The sequence below is a fragment of the Butyrivibrio sp. INlla14 genome (assembly GCF_900102515.1).
Taxonomy (GTDB): Bacteria; Bacillota; Clostridia; order Lachnospirales; family Lachnospiraceae; genus Butyrivibrio.
Map to the genome: position 1 here is coordinate 41,805 of NZ_FMVS01000027.1, position 16,485 is coordinate 58,289.

Sequence of the window (16,485 nt, forward strand, 5' to 3'; positions counted from 1 at the left end):
TGCTCTGCACCTAACTTGGCAAGCAGTGTCTTTGTTTAACAAAGACTGCTTGTTGGTGGAATCCCCCAATCCCCCTTTGACAGCTTTCGTCTTTTCACGACTCAGCTGGCTACGCTATCGCTAGACTTGCAGCACTATAAGCGCTATGCATAATAACTAGTCTTAGAACGCAAAAAAGAGGCAACCCACCGAAGTTGTTATACTCCAACGGACTGCCCCCTTCTTATAATTCCTTTTCCAGTTTTTTCACTTTAATCTTCTTTTCGTCCAAGCCCAGGATCAAGTCGATGTCCCTTTTTGCAATTTGGAAATCCTGCATGTGTTGCTTTGCATCACGGTACTGGCTATAGGCTTCTCGCTTTTCTGTCAAAAGCTCCTGGTACTCTTCATTCAAATCTTTCACTTTAGGTATTCTTCCTGGCAACATGCTAAACGCTTCCTTGGCTGCCTTGTGAAGAGTGATTTCTCGACGATGCGCCTCATAGAACCTTTGACTATAACCGGATTTACAGTAAGCCACATAGATATCTCTGGTATCAGAATAGTTAAAGATATGATTCCTTAGTGTCTCAATCTCCTTCATTCTTGATTCAGCAGCCTTGATATGATTGGATAATTCATTGAACCTAGTTGCTGCATCACTTGTCATCTTTTCCAAAGTCTCATAATCCCTGACATCATGTTCCTGCAAAAACAGAAGTGCCTTAGCCACCTGCTTTACATTAAATACCTTAGCCCAGCGTTCGTAATACTTGCCCTTACCCTGCTGCAACTTTTTCTGAATATCAATGAGCAGATCAAAATCTCTTTCCTTCTTAGGCTCATCAATCTCAAAATGCTTTTTGATATCTTCCTCGGTATAACCAGCTCCCAGGGAACGGAACCTGATATATCGCTCCTGTTCCTTGGATTTCACAGCCAGATGTTTTCCGAATTTGATATCATAGCCAGCCTGCTGCATCATCCGAATAAACTCATCATAGGTTTTTGGCTTTTGCATAAAACATTCATTGATGGTTTTTCGAATTTGATCACGATAGGACATGTGCTCTGGGTACTCAGTACGCTTGACTCGCTCACTAGGAAGCTTTGGTTCTATGATTGATAGGCCATGCTCCAGACAGACAATATCGCTGACTTTCTGCAAAGCCAATCCGCAGAACCAACTGTCCTTGAATTTTCTATCACAGGATAATGTGGTGGAATTGAAAATAATGTGATTATGTATATGAGCCCGATCTGTATGAGTGGCAACAATGAATGCATGGTTACCTTTGGTAAATCGTATTGCAGTTTCATAGCCAACCTTATTAGCTTCCTCTGGAGTAATTTCTCCAGGTTTGAAAGATTGGCGAATCTGCCAGGCGATGATATCACCCTTATACTCTCTTCCTGTCAGATTGTAATACTCGACTTTGGACTGAGCGAACTCCTTGTCCACCAGCTTCACATTACAAGCGTAGGATGAGATGTACTGACCCATTTCAGTTTTCTCTTTATTCTTGGCATAATCACATCTGTCCTTCAGGGACTTTGCAATAGACTGTCCCTTCTTCTGATGCATGGATATTAACTTTGTAGCAGCCATCGCATCCCCTCCTACACCTTCATACCGTTTAGCTTATCCAGCACAACTCCCATAGCATCCAAAATCTCCTCATGCTGAGACCTAAGCTTTTCGATATCCTGCATATAGATGGAACCTGTAGCATTGGCTTTGTGGGCATATTGATTGAGGTTGTTACTGTTGATTTTTAGAAGCCTTAAGACTTCCTTCACATCCGCTAAATCAACCCGGACAATATACCCATTCAAAGCCATCTTTCGCATATAAGAACTGATACTTCTGATGCCACATTCTTCCATCCTCTTATCTAAGATTTCCTTTTCCGAGAGAGTCAGTCGGCAACCCAAAAATACAGTTCTTTCCATCTCACACCTCCAGGCAAGGATTTACTACAGGAGATAGCTTTCTGCCAGGATCCATACTGGCGATTTTTTCCTGCTCTTCCTTGATGCGTTCTAATACGGATTTACGATTTTCGGCTGCAAGCTCAGCTGCCATAGCCTGGTCTGCCAGACTACCTGGATCATATTCCGGTGCCACATTATTGATAACCCCATCCAGGTTGTTATCATTCTGTTCCACCATATCCTCGATCCCACGCATGTAGTTTCTGCTAATAGATGGACCTCTACCGGCATCCTCTACTGGGTCTACTGTCTCAGGAACATTTTCCTCAATAACAGCACCAGTCACTTCATCCCATTTCTTGATTTTCTTATTCATGGCTACTCCTCCTTGGTAGATTCCTTCACCTGCTGCAAAATATCAGCATCCTCATCTTCATCGTAATCGCCATCCGGATCCTGCTTGGTTTCAGGTTTCTTAGCCTTCTTCTCCATATACTTTTTGAATCCATAAGCACCACCACCGATGACTAACATGGCAAGACTTATAAAAGTAAGAAAGCTTGCACCCGCATTTTTCTTAGGCTTCTTAGCCTGAGGTTCTGGCTCAGTTGGCTCCTTGTCGGAATCCTGAGTAGGCTCCACAGGCTCAGCCTCTTCAACAACAGCACTCTGAGATTTTTCATAAGCTTCCTTTTCCTCATCATCCATGAGAGCCATCAAATCTGATTCATCCACCAGATTAAGGAAATGAACATTCTCATTGCCATGGTCATCACGGTCAATGATCAGATAAAAGTAATTGCCATCCTTGGTAACCAATGTAATAAACTGCTTACCTCCAGCTTCCATAGAACCGTAATCATCCACAATATCCATATTCCCGTCTGGAGTTAGTGGTCCATAATGCTCCTCTGTAGGAGTCTCCTCACTAGCATCCTCTGAAGAATCTGTAACACCATCATCAATAATGACTTCCTGCTCCGGATCCTGTCCGTGAGCAAATACTGTCATAGGACTAATTCCCACAAAAATAGCCACTGCCGAAGCAGTGACTTTCGTAAGTACCTTATTCATCTTCATTGTCAAAATCCTCCTCATCTTCTTTTTCTGAATCGAAATCAACCACCTCTGGTTCCACTGGCTTAATACCAGGAACAGCTACAGGGCCAGCTTGCAACTGCTGCAAAATCTTGCCCAAATCCTCCGGTGACAGATTGAATGCACTGACATCTGATAAAATCTGTGCATTCTCCATTTCCTTCAATTTGCCCTCTGCCTGACGGAGCTTGGTTTTGTCTTCCTCTACTCTCAGACGAAGGCGTTCTACCTCCGCTCTCTGCTTATCTAATTTCTCGTACATATAAAATCCTCCTAATTCAATCTTCCATAAGTATAAAAATGTTGCCTCCAGTACGTTGTATTGATGCTTGCATACTGGATTGGATTCCCACAATGGAGCATCATTCCATTGCCCACATAGATGCCTACATGACTGGCACCAGCTGTATCATATGTGCCCTGGAAGAAAATCAAATCTCCCGGCTTGGCCTCTGCCGATGAAACTCTGGTGCAATGATCAAGCAGACCATTGGCTGTTTGCCTGCCTACATTCCAACCGTTACCACTATGATTGATTACGTAGCTAACAAATCCAGAACAGTCAAAGCTTGTAGATGGACTAGAGCCGCCCCACACATATGGGTACCCAAGATACTTTTCACCCTCACGAATCATATTCGCAAATGCGGTATCCGTCAGTGCCTCCGGTGGGATTTCATAATCCTGGTATTCTCCTGGATCTGGTATAGCGTAGATATCTCCACCAAATAGATATGCCTTATTGCCCTGAGTCTCCAATAAAAGCTCATAGCGAGACATCTGATCATCGCTAAGTCCCATACTGCGAACTACAGAATCCATCGTGGCATTGGTAAGCTTCACCTGCAGAATGTGGTAATCATATTCCACTTCCACCTGATAGGTATATGACTGAGTACTGGTACTACCATCTGGATTCGTCACGATGTTGTAGCCAGTTCTTGCCTCCATCCTGGCACGCTTTTCCGTAATAGGTGTAGTGGTCAGGCAATACTGCCCATTAAAGATATCCTGTAGCTTGTTGATGACCTCTGACTCGGTATAATCCTCATAGAGCACTGTAAGAAGTGCCGCCATCTGATATGGGTTATGATTGATTTCTGCCAAGTCATAGCGATATTCATCGTAGCCAGGATAGTCATTTTCGATTCGGTTAACCTGGTTCTGTAGACTAGATTCCTTATCCTTGTAATCCTGTTCTACCGTTAGAATCTCACTATCCTCTGCCGTATAGGTAGTGGCTACAGACACATCATCCGTTGCACCGGCAAATAATCCAATAGAAGACGATACACTGGATATGACCACGATAATCAGAAGTATTGCACCAGCGATTACAAGAATCATTGGATTTTCTGCAATCTTCTCTCTCAGCCATTCAGCAATTCGTCCTACCAGGTCTTCTGCCTGATCTACAAATTTCTTGGTTTTTGAACCAAAAGTATTGGCAGCTTCCGCCTCCGTTTTCTTATTGGCCGCTCTCTGAAATTCCTTTTTCATGTGGTCTTTCTGTTCCTGATGCTTATCCTTTTTTGGCTTGGCGTGCCGCTTGCTATGGGAGATTTTTCTTCCATAGCGACGACTTGCCAAATCCTCAGCGGACTCCATAGCATCATTACTTGGATTGTAATCCTCATAATCACTGTATTTCATAGGCTACCTCCTCCGGTCTGGTGGTCATAATACGATAGAGCTCCATGTCCTTAGGGAAGCGATCCACAAATGGCAGAATCACATTTCCATAAAATAAAAGTCCTTCACCTGCTCCCGAATGTGTCACATAGGAAAGCTGGTGAGGACTTATATTGAGCTGCTTAGCCAGGATTGCTCTATCACCCACAGCCTGGTTTAGCATATAGATGAAATCCGAGTTTTCAAAGATATTCTCCACCTCTTTGGATGAAAGCAAGTCTTTGACGTTCTGGGTTATGCCAGTAGGAATACCGCCCCACTTACGGAATCTCTTCCAGATTTCTACCGTATATGCGGCTGTCTGTTCCTCGCGAAGAAGCAAGTGCATCTCATCCATGTAGTACCTGGTGGATTTGCCCTGACTACGGTTTTGTGTAACTCTGCCCCACACCTGATCCTGAACTACCAGCATGCCAATCTTTTTCAATTGCTTGCCCAGGTCTTTGATGTCGTAGCAAACTAGACGATTATTGATATCCACATTGGTTCTGTGATTAAACACGTTTAATGAACCACTGACATAGATTTCAAGAGCTGTGGCTACATTCCTTGCCTCAATCTCCTCCTGCTTGCAAAGAGCATCATACAAATCCTGTAAGAGTGGCATTCTCTCAGGTATAGGATTCTCGAAGTACTTCTGATAAATCTGATGGATGCATCGGTCTATGACTGTTTTCTCCACTGGGTTCAATCCCTCCTTACCGCCAACAATAAGCTCACACAAAGACAAGATGAAATCAGCCTTTAGTGCTACCGGATTATCATCGTCAGAGTAATTCATATTGATATCCATAGGATTGATATACTGGTCAGATGTAGGACTAATCTTGATGACCTGCCCACCGAATTTCTCCACCAGCGGACTATACTCGGCCTCTGGATCCGAGATTATTACATCATCGTCTGTAACCAAAAACGCATTTGCGATTTCTCTTTTGGCTGCAAAGGATTTACCGGAACCTGGAGTTCCAAGTATCAGACCATTAGGGTTCTTCAACATTTTCCTATCCACCATAATCAGATTGTTGGAAAGTGCATTGAGACCATAGTACAATGCTCCGTCCTCCGACTGGAATAGTTCCTGTGTGGTAAATGGAATCATGATTGCTGTAGATGATGTGGTCATACCTCGATTTATTTCAATCTCGTTATGTGCCAGTGGCAGCGATGACATGAGCCCCTGCTCCTGCTGAAAGTCCAGTCTTACCAAATTGCAGTTATGCTTCTGAGCAATAGAATTTGCCTGGAACACATTTGTCTCCAGCTCACTCTCTGTCTTTCCTGTATTCAGGATTAAGAAAGTAAGTAAAAACATACGCTCATTCTGACTTTGCAATTCCTTCAAAAGTGCTTTTGCATCACTGGAATAAGTCTGCAAATCCGATGGAATGATGTCGATATCGTATCCATCCTTTGAAGCCTTCTTCTGCTCATCAATCTTGCGACTATCCAGCTCGGTGATAGAATGCTTCACCTTCTTGATTGCTGCACTCTGATCAACTGACTGCAGATGTAAGGTCACTACCTGAGTAGATTCCATATCCAAGAAATCTTTGAGCATCTCATCGCTGATATCCGATGCTGTGATGCTAAGAAAGCTCATCGCGCCATAGATACCGCCCATCTGAAATACCCTGCCCGTCTTGAAGTTGATACCGCTAGGTGCGATATAGTCCTTCACAGAAAGCCCCGATGGAACCAGATCATTCCAATCAAAGAAGAACTTGTCCTCATCTCCTATATGGAAGAGCTGATGCATCACCTCCAGACGTTCCTTGCCGTTCAATGTCTCTGCCAGCACTCCCAGCCTACGGAAGTTATTAAGCAGATCCATTTCAATATGAATAAGCCTTGGCTTTGCCGACTTTACAGAATCTGCATGGATTCCAAAGGTCAAGTACTTGGTCTTAGTCAAACCATTATTGCCTGCTTCCATCTGACGTTTCAACATACCGGTATATTCATCTCTTACTTCATCAAAACCATCCTGCATATGGTTAATGGCTATGGATTTTTCAAACTTCTCTGAGTCAGTAGCCATATTCATGAAGCTAAGCTGGAAACTTACAGAGGAATCAAAGAAATTCAAAAAGCTACACCACTCCTCAAATATCTGGGTCTTATCATCCTGTTGTGCCAACTGATAATTGATATCTTGAAAGCAGATGGTCTTGGAATAAAAATCCTGCCCTACTCTGCAGATGCCATCCTTGAACATTCGCTCAAGTGGTATGCTCTGCTGAGCAGTACGTGGAATGCCATCATACTTCTTAGCCTTTTTTATGGCCTCTTTGACCTGATTTTTCTTTTTCCAGAACAAGAGCCTCCACCTCCTTTTCTAATTGCTTCTGCCTCATAAGGGCAGCGTAATAATTGTCCGTTTTATAAGGACGTACCTTGGGTCTGATAAATGTTGCCTGCACAAAATGCTGAATAATCACATCCAGCGTTTGTCCATTGGACTCGTACATGGCAAAAAAGAAAAGTGGCATCATAACAATCATCATGACCATAGATGCCACCGTAACTGTGGCAAATCCCTTTACCAAAAAGAAGGTTGGCAATCCCATTGCTACTGCTATGGAAAAGCAAATCAGCTGCCTTTTGGTAAGATTAAAAGCCACTTTATCTTTTACCTTTGTCAGATCACGAGGTACCGAAACATAAGATGCCATTTCGTATCCTCCTTTACTTAATGAGCATGGAATACACTCTTTGCGATTGCTCCTGTCTTGAACAATGTAAAGCCCAGGAGCACGGTGATTCCAAGAACGTTCCATAATGAGCCCACCACATCAGATGAAAATGTAACTGACTGAACCAGTGCCGCGTAGATTGCCACACATACCATAATCAAAAATCCCTGGAATGCCAGAGCAAACAATGAACGGATGTAGTTCTGCCCGATCATACTCTGCTCCCTGTTTCCAAAGGTTGCAAATGGAATCGGTGCTAGGCTGACCATGAGATAGATTTCTATCATTCGTCCATAGACAATGGCGTATATGAGAAGTGCCATGATTGAGAACAAAACCTTCAAGATGACTGTCTGTAGAAGGATGCCAAATAGGGATCCCACCTCCATTGCCTCCAGGGTACTCTGCATGGTTGCAAGTGTGGATGAATCAATTGCTGTAGACCCTGAAATTAGGGCTCCGCTTTGACTGACCACATGACTTGCCACATCAAATACTGCCATTGTGATATTAAAGGTATTGGTGATTAGTGTGACGGCTAGAAAAGTTTTGAATACCCATTTGAAAAATATCCAGGATTCAAAATTTGCCAGATTGTTATGAGAGATGACCAACTGTATCAGTTCGTAACAGGCGATGAATGTGAGAATAATGCCTGCGATTGGCATCACCACATTTTCTGAAAGATTTCTCACCAGATTGAATACTGTTGGTTGGAATTGATCAGGCGTCTGTCCGACAGCAGTAGTTACCTCTCCCATCTTCTGGTTTAGGGTATTGAAGGTTGAGCTCATGTTGTCCATAATCCCGCTGATCAGCATGGATTTGAACCACTCCGATAGCTGTTGTAAAACACTATCCACGGGCTACCTCCTTTCTATAGGAGGGACAGCCAAGCTGCCCCTCATCATTGCTTTTCTCATCCTGATTAAAACAATCCAGAAAGAAGAGGAACCAGTGTTGTACCGATAAGGCAAACACCGCCGCCAGCCATAAGTTGCTTCATTCCTTGGCTCTTTGCTCCAGGGTTGTCATTGCCATAACCTTCAAGAAGGTTGATGCCTCCCCAGATACCAAGACCAGCTCCAAGAGCGATAACTACTGTCTGTAATACGCCTACTGCGCTATTAAAAAATGCCATAATAATTTCCTCCTTATTTTTACCGAAATTCATAAAAATAAGAGTTCATACTACGGCTCCACTATGCTAAGATAGTTATTGAACCGTAAGGTTTGCAGCATCCGATGATTGAAGTTTGCCGACTGAAGCATCGGGTGCTCTTTTTTTGAACTCTTTTACACACCATATTCAGTTTTCAAAAATATGCCCTAAGTGGGCGATCTCGCTTTTATCATCGCGACCCTCCTAACATTCAAAAATCATATACTCCTCATTCGGATGCAGAATCAAATCGCAACTGAGATATCTTTCAAGATCAAAACGATTCCTCTCCGAATAATCAGAAGTCATCCTATAATTTGGATGCTGAGTGATATCGTACTTATCAGATATAAATGGCCTAACACCTCTCACCTGAACGATACACTTGCTGCCATCCATAACCGCCAGCTCATCCATGGTCATAAGCTCTTTACCAAGCTTTTGGTAATTCATGTTGAATGATTCTTGGGAGCCTTTGGTATTACCGGTGTTATACATATCAATGGTTTCTTTACCAAGAACCTCAGCCAAATCCTTTAGGGTAGTCTTTTCTGAACCACCCAGGAAAATCTGAGAATCCATGTTTCCAATGATTGTTTCTGCATTGTCCTTGTAGATTGCCTTCAACTGGCTCTTGGCCTGCAATACCAGGCAAGCAGACATCTCACGGGATCTGATTGTTGCCACCAGCTTTTCCAGATTAGGTATCTGGCCAATATTGGCACATTCATCAATAAGACACCTGACATGTACCGGAAGTCTACCATTGTACTCATCATCTGCCTTTTCACAGAGCAGATTAAATAGCTGAGTGTAAATCATGGAAATCAGAAAGTTAAATGTAGGGTCTGTATCTGACATGATTAGATACAGCACAGTCTTTCTGTCTCCCACTTTATCCAGCTGCAAATCATCGTAACTGGTCAGTTCTCTCAACTCTCCTAAATCAAATGGAGAAAGCCTTGCTCCACAGCAAACCAAGATTGATTTTGCTGTTTTGCCGGCAGCCAATTTGTACTTCTTATATTGGCGTACTGCAAAATGATTTGGTGACAAAGCTTCCAGTTCATCAAACAGAAGATCAACTGCATTCTTGAAAGATTCCTCATCCTCACGAATTTCCATTGCATTGAGCATTTCCAGTAAGGTATTGAAATTCTGCTCATCCTCCGGTGCCTCATAATGGATATAGCCAATTAAGGCGCAATACAATAGCCTTTCAGCTTTTTCCCAGAATGGGTCATTGCCCTTGCCATCGCCCTGAGTGTTTGCCATCAGAGTAGTTACAAGCTTCAGGATATCCTTGTCTGAATGAATATAGACAAAAGGATTGTAATGCATGCTCTTGGCAAAATTGATGGTGTTGAAGACCTTGATTACATAGCCTTTCTTGTCCATGGCCTTGGCTGTCTCGTAGATTAACTGCCCCTTCGGATCAGTCACTACATAGGAGCTGTGGCACTGAAGCAAGTTGGGTTTTATAAAAAACCTCGTTTTACCAGAACCGGAACCACCTACAATTAACACATTCTTGTTCCTGGCATATTTGGGATCAGCAGGTCTTGATTCCATAGTGATACGCTCTGTCTGGGAGAGAATCACATTGTTCTCAAAATCCGGATCAATGAATGGCTCTATATCCGAGGCATTGCCCCATCTGGCAGAGCCATACTCCACATTATGCCGAAACTTCTTGGCATTCTTGCCTTTCAGATAGACTGCAAGCTTTAGTGCTCCACCAATAGCTGCACCTACAAGAAAGTCCGTAGGCCACAGGCTAGGAAGTGGATTAGAAAAAGCTGCTCCAAGGCCACCATTTAAGACCAAACTCTGCAATTTCTCTGAGACATTCATGCCCTCTGCCAATCTCCAGGCTTCTCCAAGATTTGTAGCAATCAATCCAACCACTACATAAGGAGCGTTGAGAATAAGCTGCTTTTTCATTTTCTTATTCATAGCACCTTCTCCTTGTTCTTCTCTGGATCCAGGACTGGAGTTTTTTTGACAAGATTCTTGAACTTCTGGAGCTTGTCTAATACACTCACTTTTTCACTTTTTTCTTTTTTGAGTTGCCTGGCAGTGTAAGCAGCGACGACACTGTCTATTGCATCAATGTCTCGCGCCTTGAAAAAGATTTTGTAATGACCAGTCTCCTTTTCCTTTACCACGGCATAATCAACGCCATATTTTTTAGCAAGGCGATTGAATCCTTTGATTCCTTCATCCTCAAGCTCGATAGCCTGAACACCTTGCCCTTGCTTAATCAAATCCTTCACGGATTGTTTGCCCTCGCCCATGGTGCCCTTGCCAAAATACTTTTCATCATGTAGATGTCTGGCAAAGGCTCGCAAGATGCCTATCAACATATGAACCGTTGGCTTTACTGCTTTATCAACAACAAAGCGAATAGATTCCTTTGAAGTTTCCTCATTTACCACATCTCGTACCTCCTTAGATTTGTCCAGTCGCCATATCGTGATTGACCAACGACTGATAATAACTGCTGATGGTAAGCGGCGCATTATACAGCGATGCCAGTAAGTACTGCTTCATGTTCACCACCTTGGTGGTATTTTCCTTTAATCCCCTAAGGACGAATTCTATGTGCTCATAATCAAGCTTCATAAACCGTGATTTCACCACATTAGTTGACCGTCTATCCCCTGCAATAAGCATCGTTGGTGCCTTTGTCATCACTGCATCAATCAAAAGCTCAACCATTTCATCAATGATATCTGCGTCATGAGGATGGTTCATCTTTAGATAATCAACCTGCAGAGTCTTTTGGAAATAAGCCTGGTAATCAGTTCTCTCGTCACTTCCATTCGATGGAATAGAAGGAATCGACTCCGTCTGAATAAAATCAGTATGGTTTATATCTGTCTGATTACATCGTTGTTGGGACGAGTCTAAAATCGTATTCCCGACGACTCTAGAATCGTTGTCTTGACGATTCAAGGCTCGTCCTTTTGACGATGGTATAAAGTTCTTCACATAGATTCTCGCCGGTTTGCCCTGTCCCTGTTTTACACGCTCAATCAGTCCACAGTTCTCCAGCTCATTCATGAGCCTAGTAGCCTTTTTATCAGCACAATGAATGGTGTCCTGAATGTGCTCCAAGGTGTAATAGATGTAGGTTCTGCCCTTGTCATCCACCCACTGGTTTCTGACAGACAAAGATACCCTATCAAGCAACAAGGCATATAGAATCTTGGCATCCGATGAGATCGTATTGAAACGCTCATCCTTTATAAGAATCATAGGAATTTTCATGAAGTTGTACTGTTCCGACTGCTCACCATAGATATAGTCGAAATACATAGTGACACCTCACGTTTACATGGAGTAAGCCCCTCTTTTCATCCGAGACTTCTCCACTATTTTCTTGTAGCAAGGCCAGCAAAATGTCCTACCATGCCCATACGGACAGGGATTCTTGCAGTTATAAGGAGTAGAGCCCCCTAAAACGGGAGCTCTATCCTTAGGAGTTGAATCCATGCCGCTTTTTTCAAAGCTGCGCTGAGCCTGCGGATTCACTTTTCCAGCCATTAAAGAGACACCTCCTTACCCTTACTAGGGATGTGCTTGGCTACCTCTTTCACAGAATCCTGTTTGGCGATTTCCTCCTTTTTCTCCTTCATCTTTTCCAATACAGAATCCTTGTGTGGCTGCTCTAAATCCTGGGCATCCTTGTCCAACTCCTGTTCTAACTGGCGTTGTTCAAATTTCTCCGCCAGCTCAAACACATGATTCTTGCTATCATAGTGATAGACATTGTCAGTAAGCTGATCCTGAGGCTCTACCTGGGTGGCATTAACCTCACGAACCATAGCTCCAAGCTGCTTAGAATCCATCTCTCCATTGTCTCTAACAAGGAGAATCTCGTGAATTGAGCTTGGTAAAATGTAGAAATCTCCATCCAGCTTCTTGGCTGCATCCTCCAGGAAATTAGGATATGCAATAACACCGGCACCATGAACCTTTTCAGGATTTGAAGCTACAAACATTACCTCATCCTCAGGTGCAATCTCCGGCATCATACCAGGAGCTAACTCCTCCATAACCTCAGACATACCCTTAATCTCAGAAGGACGAATCTCAGGTGCTTTCTCCATTGCATCCTGGCGAAGCTGATCATGTGTGATTCCATACTTCTCCATCAGCTGATTTGTCACTAAGACAGTGCCAATGCCATCCTCACTTGAGCCAAGGACAATACGGTAGATAACCGCCATATCCTCCATCTGCTCATGTGGAACCTCCTTCAAAAGCTCCGCATTACGTTCTGCAGAAACCACCTCCATTGTGAGCTTATCCTTCATCTGCTCATAATTGGTAATCGCAGCTACGTCAATCTCTGGAGAATTTTCGATACCTCTCTCAGCAGCATTGCAGGCATCCTCAATAACCGCCTGAAGATCGTTTGTTCGCTGATACTTAGCGTAGAATGCATCCACGTTGAGATTCACACCGATGGCGCTATCTGCTGGCTTTACAGTGATAGCTTCATAAGAATCATTCATCTTATCCACCTTATGCTCGCTGAGCTCCACGCCCTGGTAACCATTCTCCTCTAAATGCTCTCTGACACCTTCCATAATCTCTGCTTTGAAATCATCAAAATTCATAATTGTACACTCCTTTACATACGCGATAGTTAATAGGTTCCCAGATCGTCACCTGGTTTTGGGCATAAGAAAAGCGCCACCCCTCAAGCTACTGCTCGCGAACTGACGCTTATTCTCATTCCAATATCTTCTGCAAAAGAAAATAAGTGAAAGAGTTTTTTTCTTCTCTTCCACTTATCTAGCTTAATAATAACACCCTTTATTTCGGGTGAAAAGATACCTGGTATAGACACGGTATAAACAATTATATTTTTCTATGAAATAATCTTTTCATTCAATATGCTCAATGATATTATAAAAAAGGTATCTTTACGAAGGAGGAAAATGTTACGAGCAACAGTATAAATAAGCCAAAACTTAGCTCTCGTCAGCTTATTGAAAAGATGAGAGATGAAAAAGGAATCACCTTCAATCACATTTCTGAGGCAGAGGCTGAGAAATATCTTCGCGAATCTAACAATTACCTTCGTACAGCCGCCTATAGAAAAAATTACTCTAAACATACATCCGGTGATAATATTGGAAAATATATTGATCTTGATTTTGCATACCTTGCCGAGTTATCTTCCCTTGATATGCATTTAAGAGAGATATTATTTGATATGTGCGTAGATGTCGAGCATGCCCTAAAAGTCTCACTTGTGACTGACATTGAAGATAATAATGCCGAAGACGGATATAATATTGTATCCAAATTTCTTGCAGCATATCCTCAAATCGAGGCAGGTATTGCATATAAATCTGGCAGTACATTTACTAGTGGTTTGATCCAAAAATACTTTTCAATTACTACAGGAAAGAAGCCAACCGTTACTAATATCGATTGTCCTGCATGGGTGTTGACTGAACTTCTAAGCTTTGCTGATTTTATAACTTTTTATAACTTCTACTATTCTTTTTATGGTCAGCAAAACAAGGTAAGATACAACATTATTAACCCTGTGCGTAATCTTAGAAATGCTTGCGGTCACAATACTTGTCTACTCTTAGATTTGAAACCTCAAATTGGTACTACAAAGCCTAATACCACGATTTCAAAGTTTCTTTCAACTGTTCCTACTATAGGAAAACGTGAACGCCAAAGAAAGCTTTCTTGTAGACCAATATTTGAAATCTGCTGCTTGATATATGCGCACCAGGAATATGTATCTACGAATGTCAAAGATCGACAGTTCAAGAGACTCAAAGATTTCATTCATGGTAGAATGATTAAGAACTACTCATACTTTAATAATAATCTTTCCGTCAAAACTACGATGGATTTTTTAACAAAACTCATTGACGCGTTTGCATAAACAGTCTATAATTTAGTTAACATCAAATAAACCTTAGGGTTTTTGTAAGGTCGTTGCCAAGTGCAATGGCCTATTTTTTTGCAAAAAAGACGCCTACCAACTTGTGATAGACGCCTGCTCTAATCAATATTATATTTCTAAAGTATCCGCTTTCTTAATCTTCCAAAGCTCTACTCCAAATACTGCCACGCAAACCGCTATAACAACTGCAAGACAGATCTTATCTCCCATACCGTCCTTGACCATACCTAAATGGTAGAAATATCTCTCCCAAAACAGTCCAGCAGGTCCCAGTAATAAAAGGAATGAACCACCTGCGGTAATCAGCGATGCGACAACTGCTCCAACCCAGCTGGTATCAGAGTCTGGCTCATAGTCGTATTTACCAAGCTGACCGGCAATCGAAAAGAATGCCAGAGCGGCATAAATCAAAGTACATACCAAAGCAAATTGCCAAGAATCCATATTCAGACCATCCGATAGAATCATGGTAATAAGAAGAATTACCACACTGCAGCTGAGATATACAGTCGCCTTGCAGGTAGAATTACGATGCAGCAAAAAGAATGTAATCCCTTCTGTGACAAGCAATATGCTCAAGAGGCTAAGCACTGGATGCCCTGGAATCCATTTCAAGGCATCTATATAGGCATAAGCTACTCCAGTTCCAAATAGCACGCTAACATATGGCATATATAGAAATACAACGGAAACAGAGCCAATAACTGCGTAAATACCTAAAACGATTAGTAATAAAATAGCACCTATCATGATTTACCCCCTCGTTTGTTTAGTTCTTTAATAAAGTCTATTACTTTCTGCTGATTGTTATCAGAAAGCTTGACAAATTCAGTATAATAAACCATCAACCGATTAGCCCTTTCGCTTTCCACAATAGATTTATCATTAGAACGATCAATCATGAGCTCCTGAAATTCAACACCATATAAATCTGCAAACTTTATCACTTCATCTGCTTTTACCTGTCTTTTGCCAGCCTCTATAGCGCTAAGAGTTGGTCTAGACATTCCCATTGCCTTGGCAGCATCCGCCTGGTGCATATTTGCCTTATTCCTAGCTCCTTTTAATCTCTCACCTATATTCACCATATAAAACACCTCCAATAATTATGTCAGCTTTTCTGACCTTACTAATATAATATCACAAAAAATATTTTGTGTCAGTAATTCTGACATGTATTATTGTCCCTTAAGCTATCTATATGGATAAAAATTATCGGCTTCCCATAAATTCTTTGTATTAATGACCTTTACAATTGCATATAATGCACAAATTAGCTGATATGCCTCTGGCTTAGTCAAATCTTTATGCATTCTTCCATGAGCTATCCAATGGCGATTAGGATAATCTAGTTCTTTATCTTTTCCAAAACCATTTGTATTGGCAGAATAGTTTTCCAAGAAACCGTCTAGTCCAAATAAAAACTGAATACCATCATATGATATATCTATATTTTCTGTTTCATTTTTGAATTCATCTATAATATGCTTCAATTTCACTGAATTAATATCAACATCCATTGCAAGAACATATTCAATTAATGTAGACGTGGCAATTCCTGCAATAGCATAATTACCTAGCTGTAAATTATAAAATATCTGCGATAATAAATTATTTTTTTCTTTAAGTTGATCACAAGCTAACAATGTTTCTTTCATTGTATCTAGTGTACTGACACGTTGACAATTAATCAAAGTCGCTCCCTGCCTTAAAGGGCAGGGTACAGCGATTTGAGTTTGATTCTTGCATCAGATGTTTTGAATTGCCAATCTACAGTTGCTTTATTTGAATTACGCTCATCTTCCCAAGTGCTGAGTTCTTTTATAAGCAAATCAATATTTGATATCCGTCGTGATAGGCACTGCCTTGTCATAACATTGAGTTCTATTTCGGCAATATCAAGCCAACTTCCATGCTTGGGAGTATAGTGTATCTCTAACTTTTTTAATATCCTGCGAGCTTCTGCAGGAGGAAGGAGT

General features: G+C 41.9%; 19 protein-coding genes and 1 pseudogene. 1 reads left to right on the forward strand and 19 read right to left on the reverse strand.

The window, feature by feature from the left end; translation table 11 throughout:
* Positions 1-223 precede the first annotated feature (223 nt).
* From BLO53_RS15380 to BLO53_RS15450, 15 genes are all read right to left on the reverse strand, one after another.
* Complete coding sequence (locus BLO53_RS15380) at positions 224-1,588, reverse strand: relaxase/mobilization nuclease domain-containing protein (RefSeq protein ID WP_092063510.1); 1,365 nt, start codon at positions 1,586-1,588, stop codon at positions 224-226.
* 11 nt (positions 1,589-1,599) lie between these two features.
* Entirely contained in the window at positions 1,600-1,932 is a 333-nt protein-coding gene (locus tag BLO53_RS15385; RefSeq protein ID WP_092063513.1) for a plasmid mobilization protein, read from the reverse strand.
* Position 1,933: 1 nt separating this feature from the next.
* On the reverse strand, positions 1,934-2,290 hold the full coding sequence (locus BLO53_RS15390; RefSeq protein WP_092063520.1) for a DUF4316 domain-containing protein: 357 nt from the start codon (positions 2,288-2,290) through the stop codon (positions 1,934-1,936).
* A 2-nt stretch (positions 2,291-2,292) separates the two neighbouring features.
* Positions 2,293-2,994, reverse strand: coding sequence for a DUF4366 domain-containing protein (locus BLO53_RS15395; RefSeq protein WP_176757313.1), 702 nt, complete (start codon positions 2,992-2,994; stop codon positions 2,293-2,295).
* On the reverse strand, positions 2,981-3,274 hold the full coding sequence (locus BLO53_RS15400; RefSeq protein WP_092063527.1) for a DUF4315 family protein: 294 nt from the start codon (positions 3,272-3,274) through the stop codon (positions 2,981-2,983). Before BLO53_RS15400 ends, BLO53_RS15395 begins: the two co-directional genes overlap by 14 nt.
* An 11-nt stretch (positions 3,275-3,285) precedes the next feature.
* On the reverse strand, positions 3,286-4,665 hold the full coding sequence (locus BLO53_RS15405; RefSeq protein ID WP_092063530.1) for a C40 family peptidase: 1,380 nt from the start codon (positions 4,663-4,665) through the stop codon (positions 3,286-3,288).
* The gene (locus BLO53_RS15410) at positions 4,652-6,988 is read right to left on the reverse strand and encodes a VirB4-like conjugal transfer ATPase, CD1110 family (RefSeq protein ID WP_442857217.1); all 2,337 of its coding nucleotides are present in this window, start codon (positions 6,986-6,988) and stop codon (positions 4,652-4,654) included. Before BLO53_RS15410 ends, BLO53_RS15405 begins: the two co-directional genes overlap by 14 nt.
* Positions 6,975-7,379, reverse strand: a complete 405-nt coding sequence (locus BLO53_RS15415; RefSeq protein WP_092063536.1) for a PrgI family protein — start codon at positions 7,377-7,379, stop codon at positions 6,975-6,977. Before BLO53_RS15415 ends, BLO53_RS15410 begins: the two co-directional genes overlap by 14 nt.
* A 17-nt stretch (positions 7,380-7,396) precedes the next feature.
* The gene (locus tag BLO53_RS15420) at positions 7,397-8,263 is read right to left on the reverse strand and encodes a VirB6/TrbL-like conjugal transfer protein, CD1112 family (RefSeq protein WP_092063539.1); all 867 of its coding nucleotides are present in this window, start codon (positions 8,261-8,263) and stop codon (positions 7,397-7,399) included.
* 65 nt (positions 8,264-8,328) lie between these two features.
* A complete protein-coding gene (locus BLO53_RS15425) occupies positions 8,329-8,541 on the reverse strand; it encodes a Maff2 family mobile element protein (protein ID WP_092063542.1) in 213 nt (70 codons plus the stop codon).
* A 225-nt stretch (positions 8,542-8,766) separates the two neighbouring features.
* Complete coding sequence (locus tag BLO53_RS15430) at positions 8,767-10,518, reverse strand: VirD4-like conjugal transfer protein, CD1115 family (protein WP_092063545.1); 1,752 nt, start codon at positions 10,516-10,518, stop codon at positions 8,767-8,769.
* Positions 10,515-11,000 carry a PcfB family protein gene (locus BLO53_RS15435; RefSeq protein WP_092063548.1) on the reverse strand — a complete coding sequence of 162 codons (486 nt, stop codon included), beginning with the start codon at positions 10,998-11,000 and terminating at the stop codon, positions 10,515-10,517. The genes BLO53_RS15430 and BLO53_RS15435 overlap by 4 nt, the downstream gene beginning before the upstream one ends.
* A gap of 13 nt (positions 11,001-11,013) precedes the next feature.
* On the reverse strand, positions 11,014-11,883 hold the full coding sequence (locus BLO53_RS15440) for a DUF6017 domain-containing protein (protein ID WP_092063551.1): 870 nt from the start codon (positions 11,881-11,883) through the stop codon (positions 11,014-11,016).
* A gap of 15 nt (positions 11,884-11,898) precedes the next feature.
* Positions 11,899-12,111: a hypothetical protein gene (locus tag BLO53_RS15445; RefSeq protein ID WP_092063554.1), complete on the reverse strand. Its 213-nt coding sequence runs from the start codon at positions 12,109-12,111 to the stop codon at positions 11,899-11,901.
* Entirely contained in the window at positions 12,111-13,190 is a 1,080-nt protein-coding gene (locus BLO53_RS15450; protein ID WP_092063557.1) for a DUF5688 family protein, read from the reverse strand. Before BLO53_RS15450 ends, BLO53_RS15445 begins: the two co-directional genes overlap by 1 nt.
* A 383-nt stretch (positions 13,191-13,573) precedes the next feature.
* Here BLO53_RS15450 and BLO53_RS15455 point away from each other — a divergent pair, with 383 nt between their 5' ends.
* A complete protein-coding gene (locus BLO53_RS15455) occupies positions 13,574-14,485 on the forward strand; it encodes an Abi family protein (RefSeq protein ID WP_092063561.1) in 912 nt (303 codons plus the stop codon).
* A gap of 129 nt (positions 14,486-14,614) precedes the next feature.
* On the opposite strand, the gene BLO53_RS15460 is transcribed toward BLO53_RS15455, so the two are convergent.
* The 4 genes and pseudogenes from BLO53_RS15460 to BLO53_RS15475 form a co-directional block, all read right to left on the reverse strand.
* Complete coding sequence (locus tag BLO53_RS15460; protein ID WP_092063564.1) at positions 14,615-15,256, reverse strand: hypothetical protein; 642 nt, start codon at positions 15,254-15,256, stop codon at positions 14,615-14,617.
* Entirely contained in the window at positions 15,253-15,594 is a 342-nt protein-coding gene (locus tag BLO53_RS15465; RefSeq protein WP_092063568.1) for a helix-turn-helix domain-containing protein, read from the reverse strand. Before BLO53_RS15465 ends, BLO53_RS15460 begins: the two co-directional genes overlap by 4 nt.
* A gap of 105 nt (positions 15,595-15,699) precedes the next feature.
* The gene (locus tag BLO53_RS15470; RefSeq protein WP_143003258.1) at positions 15,700-16,164 is read right to left on the reverse strand and encodes a hypothetical protein; all 465 of its coding nucleotides are present in this window, start codon (positions 16,162-16,164) and stop codon (positions 15,700-15,702) included.
* A 50-nt stretch (positions 16,165-16,214) separates the two neighbouring features.
* A pseudogene (locus BLO53_RS15475) lies at positions 16,215-16,485 on the reverse strand (IS630 family transposase); the annotation flags it as partial.

What these genes read in the sequence shown, in the direction of transcription:
- BLO53_RS15440 (WP_092063551.1), bottom strand. Translation starts at nt 11,883, where the DNA reads ATGTATTTCGACTATATCTATGGTGAGCAGTCGGAACAGTACAACTTC.
- BLO53_RS15460 (WP_092063564.1), bottom strand. Translation starts at nt 15,256, where the DNA reads ATGATAGGTGCTATTTTATTACTAATCGTTTTAGGTATTTACGCAGTT.
- BLO53_RS15470 (WP_143003258.1), bottom strand. Translation starts at nt 16,164, where the DNA reads ATGAAAGAAACATTGTTAGCTTGTGATCAACTTAAAGAAAAAAATAAT.
- BLO53_RS15450 (WP_092063557.1), bottom strand. Translation starts at nt 13,190, where the DNA reads ATGAATTTTGATGATTTCAAAGCAGAGATTATGGAAGGTGTCAGAGAG.
- BLO53_RS15455 (WP_092063561.1), top strand. Translation starts at nt 13,574, where the DNA reads ATGAGAGATGAAAAAGGAATCACCTTCAATCACATTTCTGAGGCAGAG.
- BLO53_RS15425 (WP_092063542.1), bottom strand. Translation starts at nt 8,541, where the DNA reads ATGGCATTTTTTAATAGCGCAGTAGGCGTATTACAGACAGTAGTTATC.
- BLO53_RS15385 (WP_092063513.1), bottom strand. Translation starts at nt 1,932, where the DNA reads ATGGAAAGAACTGTATTTTTGGGTTGCCGACTGACTCTCTCGGAAAAG.
- BLO53_RS15380 (WP_092063510.1), bottom strand. Translation starts at nt 1,588, where the DNA reads ATGGCTGCTACAAAGTTAATATCCATGCATCAGAAGAAGGGACAGTCT.
- BLO53_RS15430 (WP_092063545.1), bottom strand. Translation starts at nt 10,518, where the DNA reads ATGAATAAGAAAATGAAAAAGCAGCTTATTCTCAACGCTCCTTATGTA.
- BLO53_RS15415 (WP_092063536.1), bottom strand. Translation starts at nt 7,379, where the DNA reads ATGGCATCTTATGTTTCGGTACCTCGTGATCTGACAAAGGTAAAAGAT.
- BLO53_RS15405 (WP_092063530.1), bottom strand. Translation starts at nt 4,665, where the DNA reads ATGAAATACAGTGATTATGAGGATTACAATCCAAGTAATGATGCTATG.
- BLO53_RS15390 (WP_092063520.1), bottom strand. Translation starts at nt 2,290, where the DNA reads ATGAATAAGAAAATCAAGAAATGGGATGAAGTGACTGGTGCTGTTATT.
- BLO53_RS15445 (WP_092063554.1), bottom strand. Translation starts at nt 12,111, where the DNA reads ATGGCTGGAAAAGTGAATCCGCAGGCTCAGCGCAGCTTTGAAAAAAGC.
- BLO53_RS15395 (WP_176757313.1), bottom strand. Translation starts at nt 2,994, where the DNA reads ATGAAGATGAATAAGGTACTTACGAAAGTCACTGCTTCGGCAGTGGCT.
- BLO53_RS15465 (WP_092063568.1), bottom strand. Translation starts at nt 15,594, where the DNA reads ATGGTGAATATAGGTGAGAGATTAAAAGGAGCTAGGAATAAGGCAAAT.
- BLO53_RS15400 (WP_092063527.1), bottom strand. Translation starts at nt 3,274, where the DNA reads ATGTACGAGAAATTAGATAAGCAGAGAGCGGAGGTAGAACGCCTTCGT.